23 protein-coding genes are annotated in these 25,192 nt (G+C 62.2%); 5 read left to right on the forward strand and 18 right to left on the reverse strand.

The window, feature by feature from the left end; genetic code table 11:
• The first annotated feature begins 298 nt into the window (after positions 1-298).
• Both J0909_RS06245 and J0909_RS06250 read left to right on the forward strand, forming a co-directional pair.
• A complete protein-coding gene (locus tag J0909_RS06245; protein ID WP_207261374.1) occupies positions 299-1,615 on the forward strand; it encodes a GntP family permease in 1,317 nt (438 codons plus the stop codon).
• A gap of 12 nt (positions 1,616-1,627) precedes the next feature.
• Positions 1,628-2,827, forward strand: a complete 1,200-nt coding sequence (locus J0909_RS06250) for a mandelate racemase/muconate lactonizing enzyme family protein (protein ID WP_207261376.1) — start codon at positions 1,628-1,630, stop codon at positions 2,825-2,827.
• A gap of 172 nt (positions 2,828-2,999) precedes the next feature.
• Here J0909_RS06250 and J0909_RS06255 read toward each other — a convergent pair whose 3' ends face one another.
• From J0909_RS06255 to J0909_RS06270, 4 genes are all read right to left on the reverse strand, one after another.
• Positions 3,000-3,329 (reverse strand): ComEA family DNA-binding protein, encoded by a 330-nt coding sequence (locus J0909_RS06255; protein ID WP_207261377.1) that lies wholly within the window; start codon positions 3,327-3,329, stop codon positions 3,000-3,002.
• Between the two features lie 80 nt (positions 3,330-3,409).
• Positions 3,410-4,849, reverse strand: coding sequence for an aryl-sulfate sulfotransferase (locus J0909_RS06260; protein ID WP_207261378.1), 1,440 nt, complete (start codon positions 4,847-4,849; stop codon positions 3,410-3,412).
• 95 nt (positions 4,850-4,944) lie between these two features.
• Entirely contained in the window at positions 4,945-6,438 is a 1,494-nt protein-coding gene (locus J0909_RS06265; RefSeq protein ID WP_207261379.1) for an aryl-sulfate sulfotransferase, read from the reverse strand.
• A 152-nt stretch (positions 6,439-6,590) separates the two neighbouring features.
• Complete coding sequence (locus tag J0909_RS06270; RefSeq protein WP_207261380.1) at positions 6,591-6,899, reverse strand: hypothetical protein; 309 nt, start codon at positions 6,897-6,899, stop codon at positions 6,591-6,593.
• Between the two features lie 78 nt (positions 6,900-6,977).
• On the opposite strand from J0909_RS06270, the gene J0909_RS06275 reads away from it, so the two are divergent.
• Positions 6,978-7,895: a transporter gene (locus tag J0909_RS06275; protein WP_207261381.1), complete on the forward strand. Its 918-nt coding sequence runs from the start codon at positions 6,978-6,980 to the stop codon at positions 7,893-7,895.
• Between the two features lie 69 nt (positions 7,896-7,964).
• Here the strand turns inward: J0909_RS06275 and J0909_RS06280 are convergent, their stop codons facing one another.
• From J0909_RS06280 to J0909_RS06320, 9 genes are all read right to left on the reverse strand, one after another.
• Positions 7,965-9,320, reverse strand: coding sequence for a sigma-54-dependent transcriptional regulator (locus J0909_RS06280; RefSeq protein WP_207261382.1), 1,356 nt, complete (start codon positions 9,318-9,320; stop codon positions 7,965-7,967).
• A 3-nt stretch (positions 9,321-9,323) separates the two neighbouring features.
• Positions 9,324-11,267, reverse strand: coding sequence for an ATP-binding protein (locus J0909_RS06285; RefSeq protein WP_207261384.1), 1,944 nt, complete (start codon positions 11,265-11,267; stop codon positions 9,324-9,326).
• 151 nt (positions 11,268-11,418) lie between these two features.
• Entirely contained in the window at positions 11,419-12,114 is a 696-nt protein-coding gene (locus J0909_RS06290) for a DUF1573 domain-containing protein (RefSeq protein WP_207261386.1), read from the reverse strand.
• 10 nt (positions 12,115-12,124) lie between these two features.
• Entirely contained in the window at positions 12,125-12,586 is a 462-nt protein-coding gene (locus J0909_RS06295; RefSeq protein ID WP_207261388.1) for a cytochrome c family protein, read from the reverse strand.
• A 13-nt stretch (positions 12,587-12,599) separates the two neighbouring features.
• On the reverse strand, positions 12,600-12,896 hold the full coding sequence (locus tag J0909_RS06300) for a ComEA family DNA-binding protein (protein ID WP_207261390.1): 297 nt from the start codon (positions 12,894-12,896) through the stop codon (positions 12,600-12,602).
• A 22-nt stretch (positions 12,897-12,918) separates the two neighbouring features.
• A complete protein-coding gene (locus J0909_RS06305; protein WP_207261391.1) occupies positions 12,919-13,122 on the reverse strand; it encodes a hypothetical protein in 204 nt (67 codons plus the stop codon).
• A 9-nt stretch (positions 13,123-13,131) separates the two neighbouring features.
• Positions 13,132-13,284, reverse strand: coding sequence for a hypothetical protein (locus J0909_RS06310; RefSeq protein WP_207261393.1), 153 nt, complete (start codon positions 13,282-13,284; stop codon positions 13,132-13,134).
• Positions 13,285-13,294: 10 nt separating this feature from the next.
• Positions 13,295-14,455: a putative sulfate exporter family transporter gene (locus tag J0909_RS06315; protein WP_207261395.1), complete on the reverse strand. Its 1,161-nt coding sequence runs from the start codon at positions 14,453-14,455 to the stop codon at positions 13,295-13,297.
• Between the two features lie 27 nt (positions 14,456-14,482).
• A complete protein-coding gene (locus J0909_RS06320) occupies positions 14,483-17,389 on the reverse strand; it encodes a hypothetical protein (protein ID WP_207261397.1) in 2,907 nt (968 codons plus the stop codon).
• 401 nt (positions 17,390-17,790) lie between these two features.
• On the opposite strand from J0909_RS06320, the gene tsaA reads away from it, so the two are divergent.
• Together tsaA and J0909_RS06330 are read left to right on the forward strand one after the other, a co-directional pair.
• The gene (gene tsaA, locus J0909_RS06325; protein ID WP_207261399.1) at positions 17,791-18,297 is read left to right on the forward strand and encodes a tRNA (N6-threonylcarbamoyladenosine(37)-N6)-methyltransferase TrmO; all 507 of its coding nucleotides are present in this window, start codon (positions 17,791-17,793) and stop codon (positions 18,295-18,297) included.
• Between the two features lie 93 nt (positions 18,298-18,390).
• On the forward strand, positions 18,391-19,206 hold the full coding sequence (locus J0909_RS06330; RefSeq protein WP_207261401.1) for an alpha/beta fold hydrolase: 816 nt from the start codon (positions 18,391-18,393) through the stop codon (positions 19,204-19,206).
• 125 nt (positions 19,207-19,331) lie between these two features.
• Here the strand turns inward: J0909_RS06330 and J0909_RS06335 are convergent, their stop codons facing one another.
• From J0909_RS06335 to J0909_RS06355, 5 genes are all read right to left on the reverse strand, one after another.
• Positions 19,332-20,108, reverse strand: coding sequence for a DUF169 domain-containing protein (locus tag J0909_RS06335; RefSeq protein ID WP_207261403.1), 777 nt, complete (start codon positions 20,106-20,108; stop codon positions 19,332-19,334).
• 357 nt (positions 20,109-20,465) lie between these two features.
• Positions 20,466-21,332 carry a universal stress protein gene (locus tag J0909_RS06340; protein ID WP_207261405.1) on the reverse strand — a complete coding sequence of 289 codons (867 nt, stop codon included), beginning with the start codon at positions 21,330-21,332 and terminating at the stop codon, positions 20,466-20,468.
• Positions 21,333-21,353: 21 nt separating this feature from the next.
• Entirely contained in the window at positions 21,354-22,151 is a 798-nt protein-coding gene (locus tag J0909_RS06345) for a putative universal stress family protein (protein ID WP_207261407.1), read from the reverse strand.
• Positions 22,152-22,192: 41 nt separating this feature from the next.
• Positions 22,193-22,582, reverse strand: coding sequence for a response regulator (locus J0909_RS06350; protein WP_207261409.1), 390 nt, complete (start codon positions 22,580-22,582; stop codon positions 22,193-22,195).
• A 17-nt stretch (positions 22,583-22,599) separates the two neighbouring features.
• Complete coding sequence (locus tag J0909_RS06355) at positions 22,600-25,191, reverse strand: PEP/pyruvate-binding domain-containing protein (protein ID WP_207261411.1); 2,592 nt, start codon at positions 25,189-25,191, stop codon at positions 22,600-22,602.
• Position 25,192: the final 1 nt, after the last annotated feature.

The raw sequence follows: 25,192 nt of genomic DNA on the forward strand, positions 1-25,192 counted from the left end.
TCTCACCTAACACTTGGAATGTCAAGTAGTTGCAATGAGATACGGGCGATTTCGGCCTTTCCTCCGCGCAAAAGAATGTGATGTTTCCGCCTTGTACCCAAACGGACGGCCGCCTGCAACGAATCATCCTCCCCCTTTTCCCGGCTCACAATCCTCCGACGGACGGACCGGCGGGAGGCATCGCACCGAAAATGTTTTTCGGAAAGAGGGGTTGACACCTCCTTTTTTTTGGACGACAAATTGGGCGAACAGGTGAACTTGTGGTCTAATAAACAGATGCAGTTTGGAGGTCTGAATCATGTTGGTCTTCGCGTTTGTCTTAACAATTGTCTTACTGATCTTCCTGATCGTGAAAGTTCGGGTGCACGCTTTTATCGTGTTGCTCTTTTCCGGTCTGCTGTTCGGCCTGCTGGCCGGGAACGCCCCGGTCGAGGTCGCCAAAAACGTGGCTGCCGGGTTCGGAGGGACCCTGCAACACATCGGAATCGTGATCGTGCTCGGCGTTCTGGTCGGCGAAATCCTTGAACGGACGGGCGGCGCACAGAAAATCGCCCGCTCCATCCTCAAGGTGGTCGGCATCAAACGGGCAACCTATGCGACGTCGATTACGGGTGCGATGGTCGCCATTCCGGTCTTTTGCGATTCGGGATTCGTCATCCTGAATCCCATCATCAAGGCCATCTCCCGCGTGGGAAAGATACCGTACATGACGCTGGTCGTCGCGCTGATGGCCGCTTTGCTGACCACGCACTCGTTCATACCGCCCACTCCGGGGCCCGTCGCGGCGGCCGCGCTGTTCAACGCAGATCTCGGCCGGGTCATGCTGTACGGGCTCATAATCTCCATCCCCGTGGTCATCGCCTGCTCCATCTGGGCCAATTCCCGGTTCATCAAGGGAGCGTACCCCGAACTGGCGGAGGAAGAGGAAATTGAGGATGCAGCCAGAAAAATCGACGAGTCCCTGGAGTCCGGGCCGAGCACTTTCATGTCGTACCTGCCCATCCTCATTCCCATCGTGCTGATCGTCACCTCGTCCTTCGTCCATAGCGACTCGGCGTTCGGCAAGGTCATCGGCTTCGTGGGAACGCCCTGGGTGGCCCTCTTCATCGGCACCCTGGCCGCCTTCATGCTGCCCAAGAAATGCGACCGGACCGTGACGGAAGACTGGGTCGTCGCCTCCATGAAGAGCGCCTCCGAAATCCTGCTGATCACGGGAGCGGCGGGCGGTTTCGCAAAGGTGCTCCAGAGCACGGACATCGGCATGCTGCTCTGCAACTTCATCCTGGACACGGGCCTGCCGGGATTCGTCATCCCGTACCTGATGGCCACGCTGATGGATGTCGCCATGGGCTCCGCCACCGTGGCCCTGATGACCGTCGGCGCCATCCTCGGCCCCATTGTCGGCACGTTGGGCATCACCCCGGAAGTGGCCGTACTGGCTACCGCCGCGGGCAGCCTGACCTTCTGCCACACAAATTCGTCCTATTTCTGGTGCGTCTCGAAAATGGCCGGGATTACGGAACTCCGCACGTCCTACCGCATCGTGACCGCCACATCCGTCATCATGGGCATCGTTGCCATGATCTCGTTGTACATTCTGAAAATGTTTATCTAGAAGGAGTTACCCATGAAAATCGTAAGCGTTGATATCATCAAGGTATTCCCCAACGCCAATGTCGGGAACGTCTCTGTGGGCGGCGTCGGCTGGAGCCCCGTGGTCGTCCGCGTGAACACGGACGAGGGCATCAGCGGATTTGGCGAAGTCGGGCTGGCATATGGCAGCGCCCAAAGCGGCGGCTTCGGCCAGGCCGTGGACTTCGCCCGGCACATCATCGGCATGGACCCCATGCGGATCGAGGCCATATGGGACCTGCTGCACCGCATGACCTTCTGGGGCATGGGTGGCGGCAGCGTCATCTTCGCCGCCATGAGCGGCATTGACATCGCCCTGTGGGACATCAAGGGCAAGGCCCTCAACGCCCCCGTCTACCAGCTCCTGGGCGGCAAGACCAACGACAAGCTCAGGGCCTACGCCAGCCAGTTGCAGTTCGACTGGGGCAAGGAAAGCCATTCCCTGTCCAAGCCCGAGGAGTACGCCGAGGCGACCCGCAAGGCCATGGCCGACGGGTTCGACGCCGTCAAGGTGGACCCCGTGGGCTTCGACGAGCACGGCAACTGGATGGCGGACAGCGGCTACGGGCTGCTCAGGCACAAACAGGTCCAGCGGGCCGTGGACCGCGTGGCGGCCATGCGCGAGGCGGGCGGCCCCGACATGGACATCATCATCGAACTGCATGCCCTGACCGACACCAACACGTCCATCCAGTTGGCCAAGGAATTGGAGCCCCTGAACTGCTTCTACTATGAAGAGCCCACCCAGCCCCTGAACAGCGGGCTGTTCAAGACCATCGCCTCCAAGGTCAACATCCCCCTGGCGGCCGGCGAACGCATGTACTCCCGCTGGGGATACCGCCCGTTCTTCGAGGACCGCTCCATCTCCATCATCCAGCCGGACCTGTGCAACACCGGCGGTCTCACCGAAGGCAAGAAGATCTGCGACATGGCCCACGTCTACGACATCGGGGTCCAGGTCCACGTCTGCGGCGGACCGATCTCGGCGGCCGCCGCGCTCCAGTTGGAGGCGGTCATTCCCAACTTCGTCATCCACGAGCTGCACGCTTCGGCCCTGATCGATACGAACATCAACCTCTGCAAGTACGACTACCGGGCCAAGGACGGATACTTCGAAATCCCGGACCGGCCCGGAATCGGCCAGGAACTCACTGAAGAAGCCTTCCGCAACGCCGAAGTCGTAACGGTCCGCTAGACCGACGGCATCGACAACCTCCCCCATCCCGCCCCACGTCGTTCCCGATACCGGGACCGGCGTGGGGCCCTCTTTTTCGACGCATCCGGACGCCTTGCGGAGACCTGCGCCGCAGCCATAAAAAAGACCGCCCCGGATGGGGCGGCCCTGTGATCCTTCCGGCCGTCCCTGCCTAGCACTTGGACGGTGCGAGCGCGGGCTCAGCGTCCGGGTCGAAGACCACGTCGCCGTCGTCGGTGACCTGCGGATTGAGTTCCTCCATGAAGTCCTGGGTCATGCCGGGGACCTTGAGCATGTCCTCGGCGGACTTGAAGGGACCATGGGCCTTGCGGAAGTCCACGATGGCCTGGGCCAGCTCCTCGGGGATGTCGATGTCCTCGATGGCCATGAGTTCCTGGACGGTGGCCTTGTTGAAGCTGACGATGCCGTCTTGGGCAAAGGCCGCGGCGGCGAAGAGCAGGCAGGCGGCAACCAGGGTGAGAGAGAGGATGATCTTCTTCATGTCGTTGTCCTTGTATGCTGTTGAAAGCGGGCGGAACGGCCAAAAAACCAGGCCGTCCCGCCCACGGGGTTTGGTATCCGTTAGCCCGCCTTGACCCGGAAGGTGGTGTTCTCGGGAGGCGTAACCTTGAGTTCCACAGGCTTCTTGAGTTGCGGCACGTAATCATACGGCACACGATAGGCTCGGTAAACCAAATTGTACTTGCCGTTGGCGGTGTAGTACGGGCTGATGTATTCCCAGACGATTTCATGATCCGGGGTGACTTCCTGGAACTGCCCCACCGCGCCGTTGGTGATCAGCGTATTGCCGTTGGGCAACCGCTGGGCCGAAGACACGTAGTCGGAGTAGAACTGGTACTTGTTGCGCATGCCCATCTGTTTGGCCGAGTGCTCCCAAACCATCTTGAGGGTGCGGGGGTCGAACTCGATGACGCGGGAGTAGTCGCGACGGGCGTCGGACCAGCCCACGGGTGCGCCGGGGTTGCGCTTGCCATAGCCCGCGTAGCCGCCGTTGTCGTAAATCATGATGTTGCCCTCGCCCGGCAATCCTTTGGGGATCATATGGGTGTGGTGCTGACCGATGATCTGCTCCAACTTGGACAGAGCGCGCTTGTACTGCTTGCCGCCGAAGGTCCACATGGAATCGCGGTAGAACTCGGGCCCAACCTGCCAGACGACCTTGCCGGTCTTCTTCTCGATGATGAAACTGGTGTTGGTCTGGCGGCAGGAGATGATGATGTTCTCCGGGTTGAAGACCGCGTACTTCTCCTTGTCTTCGTCCCACCACTTGTTGGGGCCGAGGTAGGAGGCGGCGTTGACATGGATCCAGTCGCCGCCCTTGCGGCCCGGGGTGCGGGTCATGGAGAAGGTCGGGTACTTGTACATGGTCTTCTTGAAGTCCAGGGGGAAGTCCATCTCGTCGAAATGCTCGGAGGCGAGCCAGTCCCAGATGACCTTGCCGTCGGCGTCCACCTCGGCGATATAGTCGTCGTACAACTCCTTGTCGGAGATGAACTGGTTGTGGACAAACTTGTGGGACAGGATGAGCATCTTGCCCTTGTAATTGTCCACAGGCATGCCCGGCACGTGGTAGCCCACGGGGTTGCCTTCGAATTGATAGTCGTGGTGCATGCCCGCGCGGGGGATCTTGCGGACAACCTTGTCGTTCCAGTCCACGACCACCAGATCGGTGGAGTACGGATCGTCCCAAACGCGGCCCTTCTTGTCCGGGGCCGGGCGTTTGGCTCCAGCCAGATAACCGCCCTTGAGCATCTTGGGCGGATGTTCGGCCTGGCCAATATCCTTCCACTGCTTGACCACGTTGCCGTTCATGTCGATGAGGACGGAGCCCTCGGATTCCACCTCGGTGCCGAAGACGGTGTAGCCGCTCCAGCACTTCTCCGGCTTGTAAATGGTCGTCCCGTGGGGAAATACCGTGGGGAAGGACAACGCCTTCAGAGGATTGACCAGTGTTGCCGCGGCCGCCACAGCTGCACCGGTGATGAATTCGCGTCTTTTCATTATGTTCTTTCTCCTTTGCCGCTTTGTTGCAAGCGGCCCGGATTGGAGTCTGTTGATCCGGGACCGGAAAACCGGTCCCGGGCTTGATGCATTCTCTAGTAGGCGTTCATGGTCGGGCCGTCACTATCGTCCTCGGCCGGAACAGCCGCGGCCGGGGCCTTGGCCGGAGCCGCGCCCGCCGCCGGAGCGGTGAAACCGGCACCAGCGTGATAGTCGCGGAAGAAACGCGGCGCGTCATCGCCCGCGATGTAGCCCTGCGGAGTCAAGGTCTTGCCGTAGAAGGCCGGGTAGTCCTCGCCGTAACGATAGGCGCGGTGCACCATGTTGGCCATGCCGTCGATGTGGGCCTCAAACGGCAGTCCGTCGATATTGTGGAACACGGCCTTGGTCTTGCCCGCGGAGATCGGATTGACGAATTCCCAGACCAACCGTCCCTCGGGATTGACCTCGAAGATGTGGCCGCCGTGGGTGGAGGTGATCAAGGTATTGCCGTTCTTCAGCCGCTGCACCGCGCCCTGGCGGTGGGAGTTGAAGCTGTTGGTATGGCGGGTCCTGAATTCCCAGACAATCTTGCCAGTCTTGGGATCGACCTCGATGGCGCGGGACCGACGGTCTTGGGGACGCTCGGAACCGTTGTCGAAGACGAGTATGTGGCCGTTCTTCAGCGGAGTGGCGCAGTGGTTGCCGAACATCTGCTGGGAACCGTCATCCCAGTAGCCGGGCTTCTTGGCGTTGGGATCCCAGGCAGAGGGATTGCCCCAGCGGTATTCCATTTCACCGGTCTTGTGGTTGATGAGGTAGAACTCGGACAGATTGCGCGAGTTCAGGACCACGGTGTCGGTCTCGGGGATGTAGTTGACGGTGTTGAAGTGGGACCAGTCGTAGGTGGCGTACATCTCGCCCATGGGCATGGGCAGGGTGTAGTTGATGTCGAACTGCTTGGGGCCCGTGCCGATGTGATCCTTGATGTGCCATTCCCACACGGTCTTGCCTTCGGGATTGATTTCGCGAACGAAGTCCACCCAGAACCGGTCGTGGGGGATGCCATTGGAGACCACCGGCTTGGTCGGGATGGTCAGAGGACTGCGGCCCAGCTTTCGGGCCTCGTTATTGGTCAGGGTTTCCCAGCCCAGGATCATGGTGTTGCCGTTGGGCATGCGGCAGAAGGTATGATGCTGAATCTCCTTATTGGGGATGAACATCTTGTATTCCCAGACCTTTTTGCCATTCCAATCAAATTCTTCCAGGATGCCGCCCGCACCGCCGATACCGCAGTAGCCGACTTCTTTTTTCCTGGGCAGGACGCCAGCGCGCAACAAATGGCCGTTGGGCAACAGCACGGAATGCAGGCCCGCAGTGTATTCGCTTGTCCAGGTGTGGACGATGTTGCCGCGCATGTCGATGAGATAGGTGGTCTTGCAGGCCACCGTAGGGTCATACAGGGTGTAGCCCTGATAGGACTTCTCCTGATTGTAGTACAACACACCGGTGGGGCCGGTGATGGCTTCATAGGCGAACGCCACCGAACTCAGGACCATCACGAAAATCCCGAGCAGAAGCGCCATGTGCCAGCGTTGCAATTTAAGCACTCTTTCCTCCTTACCTGTTTCAAAGACGTTTGTTGCCACACAAGCCGCACATGCAGCCCCGAACCGGCCACGCTCCCCGCCCGGTTATTCTTCACGGGGGAGACGGCCGCCCGGCACGAGCCGCACGGTACGCAAGACAGCTCAACCAAGTTTCATGCCACCGCAACGCAAACAATAAAAATCAATAAATTCAAGCTGATAAAAAAGCACGCATGGAACAAATGCCTCCCCTCGCATGCGTCCGCACGCACACACTGTATTGCCCTCCGCACAGAAGGCCATGGAATCACGACCCGGGCCAAGTTGCGGGCGCCGTGGCCAAAACCCGGCAGCGCCCGGCTCACCGGGATGCCGAGGGAAAAGCTTGCAAGGCCGAAGCCGCACTGGAACGGATCTTGATCAACCACGCGGAACCGCCCGGAAAGCTGCTCCGGCGGCCGGTTGCCGCGCAGGTTGGTCAACGGGACCCGAAACGCAGGTGGCCAACATGCAAATCCGGCGCGATTTCCGCAAAGGCGCGCCGAGCAAGTGGAGGAAGAATGAAAAGTATCAAAATCGGATTACTGGGCTGTCTGCTGCTCGTCTTGCTGGCTGTCCCGGTCCGAGCCGAAGAGAAAACGCCCGTCGCCTGGGGGGGCGTGGGTTCGACCTTCGGCCCTTGCGGCCTGGGGTTCCCAACCGGCGCCCTCGGCGTCGGCGGCAACGTCTACTTCGGCAAAAGCAACGGCGTCCGGGAAAGCGCCCGGCGCGTCAACGGCAACGTCAAGACGACCAAACTCAACGAGATTTTCAAACTCCGCTACGGCATCATGGACGGCTTGGATGTCCGTACGGCGACCCCGATCTACAATGTTCACCTGGACCGCCAGGGCACAGCCAACCGGGACACCTACGGCGTCGGCGACAGCACCGTGCTGCTGCACAAGACCTTTCTGACCCAGAAGAGCGGCGACCCGTTCTCCCTGGCCTTGGACTTCGGCGGCATCGTGCCCACCGGATCCGTGACCGAACACTCTTCCGACGCCGCCGGCAACTCCGCCTGGGGCGCGGTGGTTGGCGTGGGCGCCACCTACTTCCTGGGGGCCAACCGATTTGACTCCGAAGTCAACTACGCCACCTTCACCGAGGGGGCCAGGGATTACGAGCATGGAGACAGGGTCCGCTGGAACTTGGGCTACGCCTACGCCTTGAGCGACCGCTGGGACATCGGCGCCGAATCTTCCTGGACGATGCAGGAAGAGGCCCGATACAAAAACGAGGGCATGAAAGACGCCTATGTGGAATGGTATATGGGCCCCAAAGTGTCCTACAAGTACACCCCTTGGAAGCTCTATGCGGGCCTGCTGGCCGACGCACCGGTGCATCGCTGGTACGAAAGCAACAAGGCCGGGTCCGACGACTTCAGGCTCCAACTCAAGCTGATCAAGGTCTTCAACCTGAACGCCCTATTCGACTAGCCACCCTCCCGCAACAACAAGGGCCGGTCCGCGCGGACCGGCCCTTTTCCGTGCCCGCAGCCGGCGGGCCTAAAGATTGTAGGAATCTATCTTGTCGTACAGAGTGCGACGCCCGATACCGAGTATCTTGGCCGCCTTGGAGCGATTGCCCCCGGCCGAGGCCAAAGCCTGGCGGATAGCCGTGATTTCGGCGTTCTTCACGGCCTGTCTCAAGGAGACAGCGCCCTCCTCTCCCCCGTGCTCCTCCGCAGAAAAACAGAGAGGATGAGCGCAGAGATCCTCCACGCTGATGGTCTGCCCTTCGGCCAGAAGCACGGCCCGCTCAATGACGTTCTCCAATTCGCGAATGTTTCCCTTCCACGGGGAGTCGCGCAGGGTCTGCATGGCCCCCGGCGTCAGGGACTGAACCTTTTTGTTGTAGCGCGCGTTGAACTTGCGCACGAAATGGCCCACGAACAGGACCATGTCTTCCGGGCGGTTGCGCAAGGCGGGCAGTTGCAGGGGGATGACCGCCAGCCGGTAATAAAGATCCTTGCGGAACTCCCCGGTCTCCACGGCCTCCTCCAGGTTGCGGCTGGTGGCCGAAAGAAAGCGCACATCCACGGAGATGGGCAGGTTGCCGCCCACGGGCTTGATCTCCTTCTCCTGGATGGCCCGCAGAAGCTTGACCTGGGTGGATGGGGTCAGTTCGCCGATTTCATCCAGAAATATGGTCCCGCTCTGGGCCTCCTCCAACAGGCCGCGCTTGGCCCGGATGGCCCCGCTGAAAGCGCCCTTGACGTGTCCGAAAAGCTCGCTTTCGAGAAGATTTTCGGACAGGGCCCCGCAATCAATGGTGAAGAACGGCTTGTCCGCCCGGGAGCTGGCGCTGTGTATGCGCTTGGCGAACAGGGACTTGCCCGTGCCGGTCTCGCCCTGGATGAGGATGGACACGTCCGAGTCCGAGACCTTCTCGATCATGGTCATCATCTGCTGCATGAGAACGTTGTTGCCGATGACCATGGCCCCGGACTCCGCCTGCTGTTCGCGCTCGCTGAAGGTCTCCAGCTTGCGGTGCAGTTGGCCGTATTCGATGGCCCGACGAGCCAGCAAGGCCAGTTCCTGGGTCTTGAACGGCTTGGTGATGTAGTGGTAAGCCCCGAGCTTGATGGCCTCCACGGCAGTCTCGATGGTCCCGGCCCCCGTCATGATGATGAACGGTTGAATGTGGTCTATGGTCCGGATCTGCTTGAGCAGTTCGAGCCCGCTCATGGGTTCCATGGCCAGGTCGCTGACCACAAGGTCGTAAGCGGTCTCGGACAGGGCCTTCCAGGCCTCCAGGCCGGTGGAGGCCGTATGCACCACGTATCCTTGGCGGCCCAAGGATCGCTTCAGCACGGCGAGCAGGTCCTGCTCGTCATCGACCAACAGTATCTTTTCCGGCATGACTTATGCCTCCTCGGGATGAACTGACGGAAATTCCAGGTACATGCATGTCCCCTTTCCCAGCTCGGATTCGGCGAAAATCAGGCCGTCAAGGCGCTCCACCATGCGGCGGGTGATGAACAACCCCAGACCGAACCCTCCCTTGCGAGAGGAAAAGAACGGCTCGAATATCTGAGTCAGGTTGCGCCGTTCGATGCCGGTGCCGTTGTCGCTGACCTCCAACCGCACGGTCTCGTCCTCGCCCTGTCCGGCCTTTTTGGCGCGGATGAGGATACGTTCGCCCTCTCCGGTCACGGCCAGGGAATTAAAGACCAGATTCATGAGTACCTGTTGCAAGGCCCGGACATCCCCCCGAATGTACATCGGCGCGCCAGGCAAATCCACCTCGACCCGTTCCCGCTTGCGGCGGCTGCCGAGCAGCGACAGAGCGTCATGGACCAATTCGCCCAATTCCACGACTTCCAGGACCATGGGTTTGGGCGTGGCCGCTTCAAGCAGTCCCTTGGTGATCTCGCCGGCCCGAATGGCGTTGCGCTGCACGGCCTTGAGCCCGTCCTTGACGTCCTGGGTCAGACCTTCCTCGAACATGAGGTCCTCGGCGTTGGCCTGAATGACGCCCAAGGGATTGTTGATTTCATGAGCCAGGGAAGCGGCCATCTTGCCAATGATGCCCAGCCGCTCGGACTGGATCAACTCTTCCTCCATGCGGTTGCGCTCGGTCACGTTGCGTGCGAACAGGCAGGCCAGAAGCTGGGTCAGAACCGGCCCCTGGATGATCCGTCCGGCCACTTCCACCTCCATGGGCTGGCTCGCGGCCCCGACCATCTCAAATTCGAATTTGTCGCAGCCGTCATTGAAAACCTTCCTGAGGAAGGCGTCGATCTCGTCGGTGTACTCCCGGGTGACCAGTTGGCGCAGGTTGACCACCCCGCCCGCGGGCGGGAAACGCAGGGAGTCACGGGCCCGCTCGTTGGCATGAAGCACATGGCCTTGCTCGTTGACCAGAAAAATCATGTCCGGCGAGGACTCGATGAGATCGCGATATCGCTGCTCGGTGCGGCGCAAATCCTGGGTCACCCGGTCCACCCGCCGCTTGAGCGAGACGTTCCAGGCCACGATGGCGATGAAGATGATCCCGGCCGCGCCCGAAGCAACAGCCACGTACTTTGCGTAATGACGGATGTCGTCGGTGATGGTCGGCTTGCCGAACCACTTGTCGCGCAACCGGGCGGCCAAGCCGGACTCCCGTAAATGGCGAAAGGCGTTTTCGATCAGCACGGCCAGTTCGGGCCGCTTGCCGGACACGATGATGCCCAACGGACTCTCTCCAAGGACCACGCCCTTCTTGAGGATGTTCGGGATCTGGTAGCGGTCGATAAGGTCGTCGGCCACCCGCTCGGACGGGGCCACGAACACGTCCATGACACCCTGGCTGACCATATTCAGGGCCTCCATGGGCGAACTCAACCAGATCACGTCCTCGGGTAGGTTAATTTCCCCGCTATAAGGGGCCGAGGTAATGGCAACGACCTTTTTCTTGGACAGATCGCGCAGGCAGGTCACGGAACGGCAGCTCTCGTTGACGTAGAGGTGATGGCGCAGGCTGATCCCCACAGGTATCCAGATGGCGCCCAGCGCTTCGGCCGTTTCTTTGGAGTCATGGGCCAGGATGTCTACCGAGCCGTTCAGAAAGAGTTCGCGGCGCTTGTCCAGATCATGGATGGGCTTGAATTCCATGTCCGCGCCCATGATCTTGCCAAGCAGGACCATCTCGTCCACGGAATAGCCGCGCACCCCCGGCTTACCTTCCTTGACGGCCAGGAAGGAGAACGGCGGGGAAATGGCCCGGGTCCCCACGTGGTAGACCGACCGCGCGAAGGCCCCCCCTTGCGGCAGGACCGGGAAAAGTCCGAACCAGAGCAGGGTAAGCAGGAGGATACGGCGCATGGTCGTCAATCTATCGCAAAGCGGCGCGATGCGCCACCGCGCCGTGGAAGGCGGTTGCCGAAACGCCGAAGTCCCCCGGCCGGAGGAATGCCGGGGGAGTTCGGTGAGAGGAGGTTGATGAAACGTCGGTTCATCATTGTTCCTTGGGACATTATTTCACGGTGCCGATGAGGACGGCCTTGTACCCCTTGCCAATGTCGTTGCGAGCGTCCGAGTGGACCATGACCATGTCCAGGAAACGGCCGGAGGACAACCCTTCCAGGGTGAAGGCGATCTTCGCGGACTGCCCGGAGGGCACAACCAGTTCGCCCTGCCAGTATGTCTTGCGGAACTTCTGCGACTGGAGCGCCGTGACCGTCATGGGCGCGTCGCCCGCATTGGTCACCGTGAGAGACACATCGTTGGGCAGCCCGGCCTTGAGGGTCCCGAGCTCGATTTTGCGCGGCTCCACCTCCATGACCCCCATGGGGATGGGGTCTACGTAGCCGACAATGTGGATGACGTCCTCGGCCCCGCCATTCTCGCCGGTAAAGACGTGGACCGTCTTGTCGAACTTACCGGGGTACTTGAGGGTGTGGTAGGTGATGACCATGGTCGCGGTCTCGCCCGGGGCCAGGGTGGTCTTGTCCAATTTGGTGGTGGTGCAGGCGCAACTGGTGGAGACGTTGGCCACCACGGCCTCTTCGCCCGAGACGTTGGTCAGGGTGATGGTCTTTTCCGCGTTGGGGCCTTCCTTCATGTTGCCGAACCGGACCTGGGTCTCGCTGATCTTCAACTGGCTCGCGAACGCGGACGCGGCCAGACACAGGACCATGGCCAGGGCCACGGTTATGGTACGCACTTTCATTGCTTGTTCCTTATTGTTCCCCGTGCACGAGACGGGATTTGACCTTGTAGTCGAAGTTGCGGTCCTGCCCCTCGGTGTGGCAGACGCGACATGCCTCCTCGCCGGGCCTGGCGACGATATCGGCCGGGTCCTGCGATTGGACGTGCTTCCGTCCGGGGCCGTGGCAGGCCTCGCACTGGACGTCCTTAAGCTCCGGAGTCAGGTCCATGTCGATGAATCCGCCGTCCGCGTCCATGGCCACTACATGGCAACGCACGCAGCCCGGCACGGACTGTTTCTCCTCGCCCTGTTGCCGGAGATCCTCGAAGGCGTTGGCGTGGGGAGTGGTCTTCCACCCCTTGACGATGTCGGCATGGCACTCCACGCAGGCGGTGTAGCCCACGTAGTCGCCGAACAGCTCGGCATAGGACACGGCCGCCGCCAGGGAGAGGGCGAAGCAGGCGGCGGCCACAATCAGCAAAAGGCGGTTCATGCGCTCCTCCCCACTAACAATTGCAATCCGATGCGGGCTCTATGTAGATGACCTTTTCGAGCTTGCGCAGCAGGGCGTTGTCCACGCCGTCGATGTCGAGCAGTTCGGACATGTCCACGAACTCGCCGTTTTCGGTGCGGGTCTTGACGATCTCCTCGGCCAGCTCGTGACTGACGCCGTCGATGGCCTCAAGCTGTTCCACGGTGGCCACGTTGAGGTTGAGCTTGCCGGAATTGTCCCCGGCAAAGACGGTGGTGGCGGACAGGGCCAAGGCCAGAAGCAGGGCGAATGCGATGCAGATCTTTTTCATGATCAATACTCCTAAACGGGATTTACCAGCCGAGATACTGATGGCTGTACATAAAGAACCAGGCCAGGCAGGAGATGGCTCCGCTGGCGATGCCGGAAACGGTTTTGCGGAAGGCCGAGGCCGTGTCGCGGCCCGCCTTGAACACGCCCAGGTACAGGGCTGCCGTGGTCAGAAAGACCAGCAGGACCGCGAACAAAGGCAGGATGACGTAGTAGATGCCGTGCATGATCTCCTCCTAGAGCAGGCCCAGGTATTGGCTGACGGTGATGACGACCATGACCGCCAGGGCGAAGAGGATGCCGAGGGTGTCCCGGTCCTGCTCCTCCACGCCCTTGTTGGCCATGAAGTCGAAGCCGGTTTCGTCGGTGGTGTGCGGATGTCTGTTCATCTCGTTCCTCCTAGGCCGCGAACAGGCCTGTTTTGACGCAGATCGTCAGGGCCGCGAGAAGCAGGGCGATGCGCAAAAGCCCGGCGACCACGGTCACCGCCACGCCCTTGAGGCCGTGCCGCGTGATCTCGCGAAAGGATATGGACAGGCCGAGCGCGGCCGCGGCCAGGGAGAAGTCCCATTTGACCATCTCGAAGATGGCGCGATGGGCGGGTTCCTTGAACAGGTGCAGGCAGGCCAGGGCCCACAGGAAAATGAACACGGCCAGCCAGAGCGGGAAGGTCTTGATGCCGCGCGTGGCCATGACCGTCTCGTCGTTGCGGCGTCTCAGCTTGCGCACGAACATCACGATGAAGACGTAGAGAAAGCCCGCGGGCATGATCACATGGCGGCCCACGTCGAACCAGGTGGCCCAGCGGCCCGCTTCATAGCCGGAGCCGAAGGCCGCGAACAGGGACTGGGCGCCGTTGCCCACGCCGACCACCGAGGCCAGGCCAAGCGCCTTGGGGGTCAACCCGACCCACTCCCCGAGCACGGGGAGCAGATACATGGAGACAAGCCCGAAACCGATGACGCAGGCCGTGGCATGGACCACCTGGCCGCCCTTGGCCTTGATCAACGGCATGAGAATGGCGCAGGCGTGGGGGTCGCCAGTGGCCAGCCCGCCCGCGATGATGGCTCCATGGCGGTCGTCGAGCCTGAAGAGCTTCGCGATCCACAGGGTCAGGGTGGCGGTCAGGAACAGGAACGCGGTACAGATCAGGATCGGGGCCAAGCCGAGCTTGAAGGCATGGCCGATCATAAAGTGTGGGGCCAGCATGATGATGCCCAGAGGCATAAGCATGTGGATGTAGGACAAGCCCCGCTTCCAGCAGTCCGGCACGCCGAAGACGTTGCCGATGATCAGGCCCAGCAGCAGCGGGTTCCAAACGAAGTTGGAGTTCAGGACCTGAAAGAAGGACTGGTGGTGCACCGGGCCGATGACCCCGTCCAGCCAGACGAACAGGTTGTGCAGGGTGAACGGATTGGGCACCCCGGCCAACTTGTTGCTGAAGATGGCGATGAAGAACATCGCCAGCAGGCCGGGCAGGACCGCCTTCAAGCCGTACAGAGCGCTGAGCCAGGATTTGCGGCCCAACTCGTAGTCTATTGCCATGCTATCGGTATTCATTGGTTTTCCTCGTGATGTCTTGGACCGTTACCGGCGGATATGGGCGGAGCCGCCGGTATTCACCGAACCGCTGACCTTTTCGTCCGGGGCCTTGGAGCCCACGCGCCAATGGTCCATGAAGCCCAGGCGCGGCAGCATGGACAGCCGCAGGAAGCCCTCGATGGTCCCGTTGACGCCGACCAGCACGTCCACATTGTTGCGCGGGCGGAAGGCCAGGTTGTCGGTCTTCTCGATCTCGCCCTTGTACTCGGTCTCGATATGCCAGGCATGGACCATCTCGCCGTCAAAACTATCGAGAACAAGGCGGAACAGCGGTTCGCCCTTCTCGTTCTTCGGGCCTTCGAACACAGGATGATCCTTGTCCAGGACGATGGCCTCGGGGTTGTCGAGGAGCACCTCGTTGAGCTGGTAGCAATGGCCGCATACGTCCGGGCGGACCATGAAGCGCGGATCGAACTCGAACGGGGTGTCGCGCTGAAGCTCCTGGATGCCGGTGTACAGCCAGAGATGGGCCTTGCCGTCCTCAAACGGGGTTTCCAGGTCCATCTCGGCCAGAACCGAACCGGCCTTGAACTGCATCATGCGGGCGGTATGTTCGTGCTGGGGCAGCAACTTGCGGGTCTCGGCATTGAGCGGGCCCACGGTCTTTTGGGCGACCGGACTGCCCGATTTGTCCAGCAGGGACAAGGCGATGGTTCCGGCCTGTTCATCCAGGCCGTCGCAGCGCAGGACATACGTGCCGAGCTTGGCCGTGTCACCCACGCCCAAGGCCTTTTCGCCGGGCTTCTTGTAGGTGTAGCTGATGCCTTGCAGAGACGGGGTGCCGAACTCCTTGATCTTGACGTAGTTGGAGCCGATGTACTCGGGCTGAATGTAGGTCGCGCCCTCGGAGAAGAGGTCGGGCATGAAGTAGCGGTCACGGGCCGACTTATCCTCGCTGAATCCCTGAGCCAGGTAGAAGTGCGCGCCCCAGCGGTTGCCGGAGTACTTCATCAGCGAAAGCGAGGCCACGGGGCGGTCGTCCAGGTAGGACATGCCGGTGTAGCGCAGCGCCTTATTGCGCACGCCAAGCAGTTCGTCCTGCCAGTACATCAGGTTGCCGTCGCCCATGGGTTGGTTCTTCCAGAAATCCAGGTCGAAATCCTTGCGCACGAACGTCCCGGAATCGAAGGTGGTCAGATAGGCGCGCTTGCCGAGCAGGAAGAAGCTTTCGCCCGCCAGGGTGCGGATGTTGCGCGCGTTGCGCGAGGTATAGCACAGCCCCGCCGGAGGAATGACCACGCGGTTGTTGCGGTAGTCCACGTAGGATCCCCGGACCACAATGGCCTCGGCGGACAGGAGCCGCTCGCCCTTGCGGTTGCGCGAGACCTTGCGCATGAGCCCCTTGAGCCGGGGCACGAAGGGGGCGGTGTGGTCCGGCTCGTAGAAGGAGGCGTCAGAAATGACCTTGGGGTAGGAGGTGAACTTGGACTCCTCCACCACGGTGCCGTAGGAGGAATCGGCCAGCCGCGTCAGAAAGGAACGCTCGATGATCGGCTCCAGGACCGGCGAGGAGCCGAGGAAAAAGTCGATGCTGTTTTTCCCTTCCTCGGGCCACAGGACCATGTTGTCCGTGCGCATGAAATAGTAATCGCGGACGTACAGGTCGCGAACCACGTCCCCGTCCAGACCGTCCACGACCACCTTGAAGGCCGGGCGGTTCCAGACATCCGAGTACTTGACCGGCCCCGCGTAGACATCGTGATCCTTGTCGAAGGTGATGGGCCGGTTGTTCTCGAGCAGCAGCCGGTGAAGCATGCCGGTTTTGAGGTTGGGCTCCAGGACCACGTTGTAGCGCGTGTCCAGGGGCCAGGGCTCGCCGTTCCTGACCGTGACCAGGCCACGGTAGACGACGAAGGAAAAATTGCCCGAGGAATAGCCGTGGGCCTTGCCCGTGGACCAGGGCACAAAATCCGAATCCTTGAGGAAGGTCGGGTCGATGACGATCTCCACGCGCATGTCCAGCTCCGGGACGGTCAACTGGTACTTGTCCACCTCGTCCGGGCGGGTCTTGTACTCCTGGGCCGTGGTGGGCCTGACCAACTTCTCGGCCAGCACCTCGCTGCCCGTGAAGTTGGTCACCCGGACCAGGAAGCCGTCGGGCCGCCGGAAGGCGTAGATGCGCTTGTTGGAATAGTAGCGAAAGTCTTCCTGGCGCACTTCGAGAATGACCGGACGCTGCATGGAGAAAGTCGCCTCGGTGATCTCCGGGAACTCGATGGACTCGAACTCGGCGGTGTCGAAATCCACGTCGCGGGCCACGTATTTGCTGGCCCCGAAATAGTAGGTGTTGTCCAGATAGAACTTTTCGAGCTGCGGGTTGAGCCCTTCCTTCAGGTGGATGTCCCGGACCTCCTCGCGTTTGGGAAACCGCGAGGCGATGGGGAATTCCAGGGGAAATCCACCGGACGGGGAAATGACCGCGAACTCGCCGTAAGGCACGTCGTAATGGTCCGTGGAATAATCGAACCACAGCCGGTAGCCCGAATCGCCCAGCGGTGTGCGGTCGCCCTTTTTCAGGGCCACATCGCGAAAGGTTCGTGTGGCGGTCTTGAGGTCCACCAGGTAGGCGTGCTCGCCCAGAACCAAGAACGGATCGCGCAGGAGCGGCCGGGCGTCGTGGGAGGTCTCGGACAGATAGAACAGCCCGCCCGGCTGGACCGTGGCCTTGCCGTCGGCGATCTCGCTGCCGCGCAGGACGATGGCCTCGGTCAGGCTCTTCTTCTGCCCGACCTGGTTCTTGAAGACCTTGTTGCGCAGCCCCGCCAAGTGCGGCAGGAAGGTCATGTCCCCTGCCGGCGACAGGCCGTGCGGGTCGGTTGCGGCAGCGCCTGCGCCCGGCAGGGCGAGGAACAGGGCCAAGGCAAGGGCCAATAGTCTGAATGTGTGTTGCATATTCCTCTTTCCTGAAAAGCTGTGTTTCAACGTCTCACGGATAACCTGAGCCTTCAGGGAACAAGAAGCGTACCAAGCAACTCCACTTTCATTTTGTTATTTATTTATAGTATGTTATAAAATCCCCCCTGGTTATGCCCCCGCTTTTATTGTGCGCCTTGCCGCACAGCCATCCTCCGTATGTCCGCGTGAACGCACACTCGAAACCGGCGCGCTTTCCCGGAATCGGCCGGAAAGGCTGCGCAGGAAAACGACACTTATGTAGGAAAGTTATTTCAATTTTGTATGCAAGTGCAGAAATTGTAGGCACGCCGACCTTTCAACATGCTGAAATAATTAGATCCACATATTGGCATGTTGTATGCTTTGTTGAGCACAACACACCAAACAAGGCGTACCCAATGCAGATTCACTACAGACCCATCGGATATTTCCACACCCCGCACAAGAGCATCACGGGCATGCCCATCCAGCCTTCCGGGGCCAGAGGCGTCAAGGGGACCATCCAGGTGCTGCCCGAATTCCGCGAGGGGTTGAGGGATATCGAGGGATTTTCGCACCTGATCATCCTCTACCACCTGCACGAGATACAGGGGCAGGACCTGACCGTGGTCCCCTTCTTGGACAAGAACCCGCACGGCATCTTCGCCACGCGCTCACCCAAGCGGCCCAATCCGCTGGGGCTGTCGGTCATGTCCCTGTGCGGGGTTTCGGAAGAGGGGGTCATCCTGAATAACGTGGACGTGCTGGACGGCACGCCGGTCATCGACATCAAGCCCTACGTCCCGGACTTCGACGTCTGGCCCGCCGACCGCGTGGGCTGGTTCGAGGGCAAGTCGTGCAATGCGGCCACCCGGCGCAGCGACGACCGCTTCGCGGCCTGCGCCCTGGAGGAGACCGGGAGCTAGATGCGGTCCCCGGATGAAAAACGGCATCCCGAAGCGCTCGCGGCCTCCGCGCCGCGCCCAGCCGACCGATGCGCAACCCGGATGAGGTGAAACATGGCACTCTTCGTTCTTTTGCACGATGCGTTTCAGGGCGGCTGGGTCTGGCGCCAGACGGCCCGCGAACTGCGCGACCTCGGCCACGAGGTCCACACCCCGAGCTTCGCCGGACGCACCCTGCCCTTCGGCCCGGAAAACGCGGACAGTCCGGCCGGGACGGCCCTGGACAACCTGATCCGCTATGCCGAGGCCGAAAACCTGCGCGACGCGGTCCTGGTCTGCACCGGCTGGTCGGGCCTGCTCGGCCCGGCCCTGGCCCACGCCCTGCCTTCGGCCGTATCCGCCCTGGTCTTCTGGGACGCCGTGCTGCCCGAGCCCGGCAAGAGTTTCATGGAGGTCTGCCCCGCCGATCTGGCCGACGCCATCGACGGCAACAGCGAGGCCACGGAGGTGGCTCCGTTCGTGTCCGGCCCCCTCCATTGGTTGGAATGCGGCGAGGACATAACCTCGCTCCTGGCACCGTTTCCCCGGCGCGGCTTCACCGAGCCCTATGCCGGTCCGGCGCGCGCGGACTGGCCCGAAGCCCTGTTCGTCCACTCCCCGGAGATGGACGCGCCCGGCTCGCCCTTCACCCGCGAGGCCGTCGAGGGAGCGGGCATACCCTGGCTCGAACTCGACATGTACGAATATCCGCTCCTCGCCCGGGCGCAGGAATTGGCCCGCCTGCTGGCCAGCCGGACCGCGCCCGACGCGCCGCGCGATACCGTCGGCTGCGGGCGCAACGCCATGCCGCACGAAATGCGCATGCAATATTGTTCGCACTATCGCCGCCGCCATGCCCTGACCATGGCCTGCGAAGCAAACGAAGCCTGACGGCGGGCCACCTCCTCCCGTTCGTCGGCATGACGGCCCACGCCACCCGGGCCACCCTCCCCTTCACCGTCCGCGTCGGACGCCGCACCTCGATCCGGCGCGGACGGGCTTGGGGGAAGCCCCGCCTATTGTTCCTTCTTGAAGATGATCAACGGACAGTTCTTGCACACGTCCGCGCCGGGGAAACCGTCGCCGGGCCGGGTGATGGAGCTGCTGCCCGCTTCGATGCGCGCCATGAGCCGGTCGAAGACCGCGCCGAACTGCTTGCCCGGAATGATCACGTTGATTTCGCCACGCTCGGTCTTGCCCGCATTATAGCTGCCCGAACAGGCCGGGAGCATATTGAATTCCTGGGCCATGAAGGAGTGCACGTTGCCGCCGCAGGCCGAGGAGTTCATGGTGATGGTCGGGCGCAGGGGGTGGGTGTCCGTGGCCGCCATATAGTCAACGGCCAGATGATAGGCCTGCATGTTGTCGCAGTAGAAGTGCACGGTATCCGGCTCGTACAGGCCGTCCACGGAGCCCAGCGGGGCCACGGCGCTGCCGAGCAGTCCCTCGGGCAGGCGGGCCTTGGAGCGCACGAACCGCTCGGCCTGGTCCAGGTCCTTGGTATACTTGGCGTGGCCCTTGATCTCGCTCTCGTCCAGTTCCTTCCAGCCGAATCCATAGCGCGCATTGCCGCAGCCCAGTCCGGCCTCGCCCGAGTAGACGATCTGTCCCTTCATCCGCGCTCCGATCTCCCATTGGCAGAAGGTCATGGGTTTGACCGGGGTGTAAACTTCCGGGGCCGCCTTGTGAAAGGCGTCCAGTTCGGCCTGGTCGTAGAAGAACTTGACCGCCACGGGGTAATGATAAAGGCGCAGCTCGCGCATCAGGACTTCCTGCATTTCCTTGTACGACATGATCTTTCTCCTTGCGGACAGAATGTTGAAAACGATGCCGGTCCGGACGGAGCCCGCACTGGCAATTCCCCGCTATGCCCCGGTTCGGCCGGGGTCAAGCAGGAGGCGTGTTGTGAAATCCCGCACGCCTGATTATGCTTTATTAAGCATAATACATGTCTTGTACGGGCAATCATTGCACCGTTTTTTCACAAGCGGCAAGGCAGTCACGAAAACAGGGACATTGCGGGCCGCCCCGGAGGGAATCGCCTGAACGGCGGGCCGGAGCGGAAAGGTAGGAACGCCGTGAAGGGGCGGTTGGCGATGGAGCCGCCCGGCAAGGTTCGGGCGGCTCCATCTCCGGTTCGGTCCGGCGGGTCAGCGCAGGATAAGCATGGATGAGGAGGCGTGATTAACCAACGCGTTGACCCTTTTGGAATGAAACAACTTCTCCAAGGGCGACTTGTGCTTGAGCCACAGGGCCATGAGGTCGTCCTTGCGGCCTGATTCGATGAAGGTCTCAAGGGAATCCGCATCCACCACGCGGATCAGGGCGTGGACATCCCGACGCAGGTAGTAGTCCAGGACCTCGCCCATCTTGGACTCGACTTCCTCACGCAGTTCGCCCTTCTTGAGCACGCCAACCACTTCGAGTCCGGCGGCATAGATGGTCACCCACTGGTTGATCAACTCCAGCGATTCCTGTGAGATATCCGCATGATCCAGGCAGCAGACCACCCGTGAGGTCACCGACTCCTCGCGGATGACGAAGACCGAGCAATCGGCCGCGTCGGCGACTCTGCCGGGCACGTCCGAGCCCCGGCCCCAGCCGCCCTCGTGGTGGCCGCAGCCGAGGATAATCAGGTCGCAGCCCTCGGTCTGGGTCTCGGCGGTGATGGCCTTGACCGGATCGCCGCCACGCAGGCAGAGCTTGAAGCCCTTGCGGCCCGAGAGGTCCTGTTCCAGGACCTTGTCCTCACGGCGGACGAAGGGAGCGTCCTCGCGGTCGCCGTACAGATCCGCGCCGGGGCCGAGCGCTTCGAGAAAATCGGCCCGGTAGCGGTTCAGCAGCCGAAGGCGGGGATGGGCGTGACCGGGGTCCAACTCCTCCTCGGCGATGTAGGCGCGGTTCTTTTCGATGGCCAACATGACCACGTCGGCCCAGGTGTTGGCCGCCAGGCGCGCGGCCTGTCGCACGGCGTACCGGCTGTAAGCGTTTTCATCCACGGCGACGAGAATCTTCATGTCAACTCTCCCTTGAAACGGTTACCAGCAAATGAGGATGGGGCTGGAGACCAGTCCCAGGACCTCGGTCAGGGGCGATTTGCGGTTGGAACTGCGGTCCAGGTGGGCCACGATCATGCCGTAGTCGCCCAGGTTCCGGGCCGCCGTCTCGGGCGCGCCGAGCAGCGTGAGGGCCCGGGCGGGTTCGTGGCCGAGCCTGCCGAGCCGATCCCGGCCTTCGGCCAGCAGCTCGTCCGGATGGGGACCGCGGCGCAAGTCGTCCATGACGTAGGCGCACAGGTCGAAATCCGCGGCCCGGCCATTGAACAGGTGATGAAAACGGGCCGTCAGGGATTCCATGTCGGTCTTCTCGTCCAGGAGCAGAACCAGCCGGTCGGACTGGATCATGTTGCGCACCAGCAGGACGGGGCAAGGCATCTGGCGGTAGAGCTTGGAACGCAGCCGCTTGCGGAAGGCCCCGGTGTTGAAATTGGCCACCTCCCCTTCCACGAAGAAATCGTAGCCGCCGAGCCGGAGTTCCTCCAGCAGGGTATCCTCGCGATCGCCCACCCGGACGATGGGATTGGGCAGGATGAAGCAGTCGAGCTTCTCGCTGTTCAGGATGCGCTGCACCTCCTCAAGTCCGGCCTGACGCAGTCCCGATTCCCAGGAGCGGCGGATCCAGCCGGTCTCCGAGGAATGCGGCTTGTGGTCCGGTTCCTCCACGTGCACGGGCTGCACGGCGACGCCGAGCAGTTCCGCCTTGCGGCACAGGTATCGCAGGGCCACATTGGACGCCAACGTCATCTCCACGGGGACAAGAGCTTTCAGCATGTCCATGGGCGCACCTCGTTTGTTGAATGGTTCATGAAATCCTTCCTTCACTCGCCGAGACGAATGTGTTCCTCGGCCTTCCTGATCACTTCCTGGATCTCGCCGAGCTTGAACGGCTTGGCCAGGAAGTCGAACACCCCCTTGCGCATGGACTCCTTGGCCGTGTCCATGGTGGCGAATCCGGTGATGACGATGACTTCGGTGCGCGGCGACAGCTTCTTCACCTCAGCCAGGAACTGCATGCCGTCGATCCCTTCCATCTTCAGGTCGGTGACGACGATGTCGAAGGTCCGCTCCCGGATGCGGGCCATGGCCCTGGCGCTCTCGTAGAAGCTCTCCACCTCGTACCCTTTCTTTTCCAGGGCGGGCTGGAGCCGCTTGCTGACGATGGGTTCGTCGTCGAGAATGAGAATACTGGTCTTCGATGTGCCGGTCATGTTGCCAACCTCCAATGCTAATTGCCCACCGCCTCTTCGGCGATGTGTTCAAATTCCTGACAATGCTCGTAAATCACCGAGTCGCTGACCATGGAGACGTCCAACTGGCGGGTGTAGGCCACCAGCAGGCCGAGGATGCGCATGAGCCGACCCAGATCGCGAGCCATCCAGCCCTTGGCCCGGGCCACCACCAAGTCGTCCTTGACGGTCACGGAAAAATCGAACCCGTTGAGGACCTCGGCCAGGAAACGCGCCCGGCGCGACCGCCTAACCGCTCCGGTCACCCCGCCCGCGAAGCGGAACTGCACGCTGTTGCGCGAGTCGTCCTCGCTCTTGTAGCAATCGATGAGCGTGAAGTGGTAGCCGAGCTTGAGGCTCAGATGCAGGTAGCGGTCCGAGACCACGGCCAGATTCTGGCCCATGCGGCTGACCCCGGCCGAGTCGGCCGAGAAGGTCCGGGTCATGCTCGACATGAAGCTTGAAAAGTCCACGGGAACGGGCTGGGACTGCCAGACCCCCTCCGAGGTCACCCCGGAAATGAAGGCGCGCAAAGTCTCGGAGCGGACCTGGTCCGTGCGGATGGTCCGCCTGTGCCCCGGCTTGTCTCCGTCCCCGGCGCACGATTCGTCCAGGCCGCCGCCGATGTCCAGGACCACCAGGTCCAGGGGCACCGGGAGTTCCAGCCGCCCGCCGGGGCAGGCCTCTGCGGCCCCGGACGAGGTTGGAATCTCGGTCAGGATCTCCACGGCCTTTTCGTGGATGAACCGGGCGATGTCGTGCATGGTCCGGCACCCCTGGGGCGTGAAGTTGTTCTCCTCCGGGTCCACCAGGTAGAGGGGCTCGATGAGCTTGAGCATGCGCCTGAGCAGCCGATACTCGTAGGTCTCCTCCATATGGTCGCACAGGTAGTCGTGCATGCGCAGTTCCCGGACCAGCCCCTGGTAGACCGTCTTCTGCTCGGCATCGAGAGTGACCACGTCGCCCTCCTTGAGCACCAGCGTGGCCCGGCTGACGTTGAGCAGGGCGGGCACCCTGTATTCGCGGGCAATGGTGGCCATGTGCCCCAGCGGCGAACCGATGTCGGTGATCACCCCCGAGGCCTTGGGCAGGACTGCTGCATACTGGGGCGACGACAGGTGGGCCACCAGAATCGCGCCCACCGGGAATTCCTCCAGGTCGCGGCCCTCCCAGGCCACGAAGACCGGACCCGAGGCCACGCCCTGCTGGGCCACATCGCCTTCGCCGCTGAGCAGCACCGGGTATCCCTTGAGCACGTCGCTCAAATCCGGAGAGTGCGGATCGTCGCACACTTCCATGCGCAGGGGCCGGGACTGGAGCACGATGAGCGCGCCGTCCGGAGCGAAGGCAAACTCCACGTCCTGGGGCTTCTTGAAATATTGTTCCAGGCGGATGGCCGTGTCCGCCAGCAGACGGATCTGTCCGGGCGACAGGCTGGGCTTGTCGCACAGGGACGCCTCCACCTCCTCGGTGACCACGGACCCTTCGGGCCCGGGGCGCAGGACCGTGGCCTTATGCGCCACGGTCTCCATGAGCAGGCCATGGCCGGGCTCGCGGGAGACCAGGAAATGGTCCGCCGGCACCTCGCCGGAAACCACCGGAGCGCCGAGCCCCCAGGCCGCCGCGATCTCGATCCCGCTCTCGCCGAGCCGGACCGGGGACAGGGAATAGACCACCCCGCTGGTCCGAGCCTCGACCATGGCCTGCACGGACACGGCCATGAAGACCTCGTCCGGCTTGAAATCGTACTCGCGCCGATACTCCATGGCCGCCGGACAATAGGTGGAGGCCAGAACCTTGCGGTAGGCGTCGTGCAGATCCTCGGGCCGGACGTTGAGAAAGCTCTCGTACTGCCCGGCAAAGGAGAGGTCGCCGTCCTCGCCCCAGGCCGAACTGCGCACGGCCAGACGCAGGATTCCCTCGCCCGCTCCCCGGCGCAGGGTCTCCAACTCGCGGGCCATGGCCCGGCGCACCCGGGGGGGGATGGACCCGGCCAGAATGCGCGACCGGATCTTGCCCGAGGCCTCCTGCACGGTCATGGCCCCGTCGCGCCAGGCCTTTTCCAGGCGGACGATCTCGTCCTCGATGTCGTTGAGTTCCATGAACAGCCGGTAGGCCGAGGTGGTCACTGCGAAACCGGACGGCACGGCACCGGCCGAGGCCTCGGCAATCAGGGCCAGACGGGTGGACTTGGCCCCGGCCGCGTCCATGTCCTGGAGACGGATATCCGCAAAGGACATGGCCATGACGTCGGGCAGGACCGGACGACGTTCCATCTCGCTCTCCAGCTTATGGCGGATATCGCGGAAGATGGCGTACAGGCCGGGATACCGGCCGGGAGCCATGGCGTCGAAGGCGTCGATAAGCTCCCGGACCGTATCCACTATGAACTGCTTGGAGGTGCGCAGGTACTGCACGTCGAAGATGTAGTCCCCGCCGAGCTTGTCGTGCATGGAGGCGATGGCCGTGAGGATGCGGTTGTTCAGTTCCAACACCTGCTGGAACTGCCGGAACAGGGCGGCCAGGGACACGCGTTCCCTGCGCCGCCTGCGCAGCAACCTGGTGCGGATGTGCTCGAACAAACCGAACATG

The sequence above is a fragment of the Desulfovibrio sp. Huiquan2017 genome (assembly GCF_017351175.1).
GTDB lineage: Bacteria > Desulfobacterota > Desulfovibrionia > Desulfovibrionales > Desulfovibrionaceae > Pseudodesulfovibrio.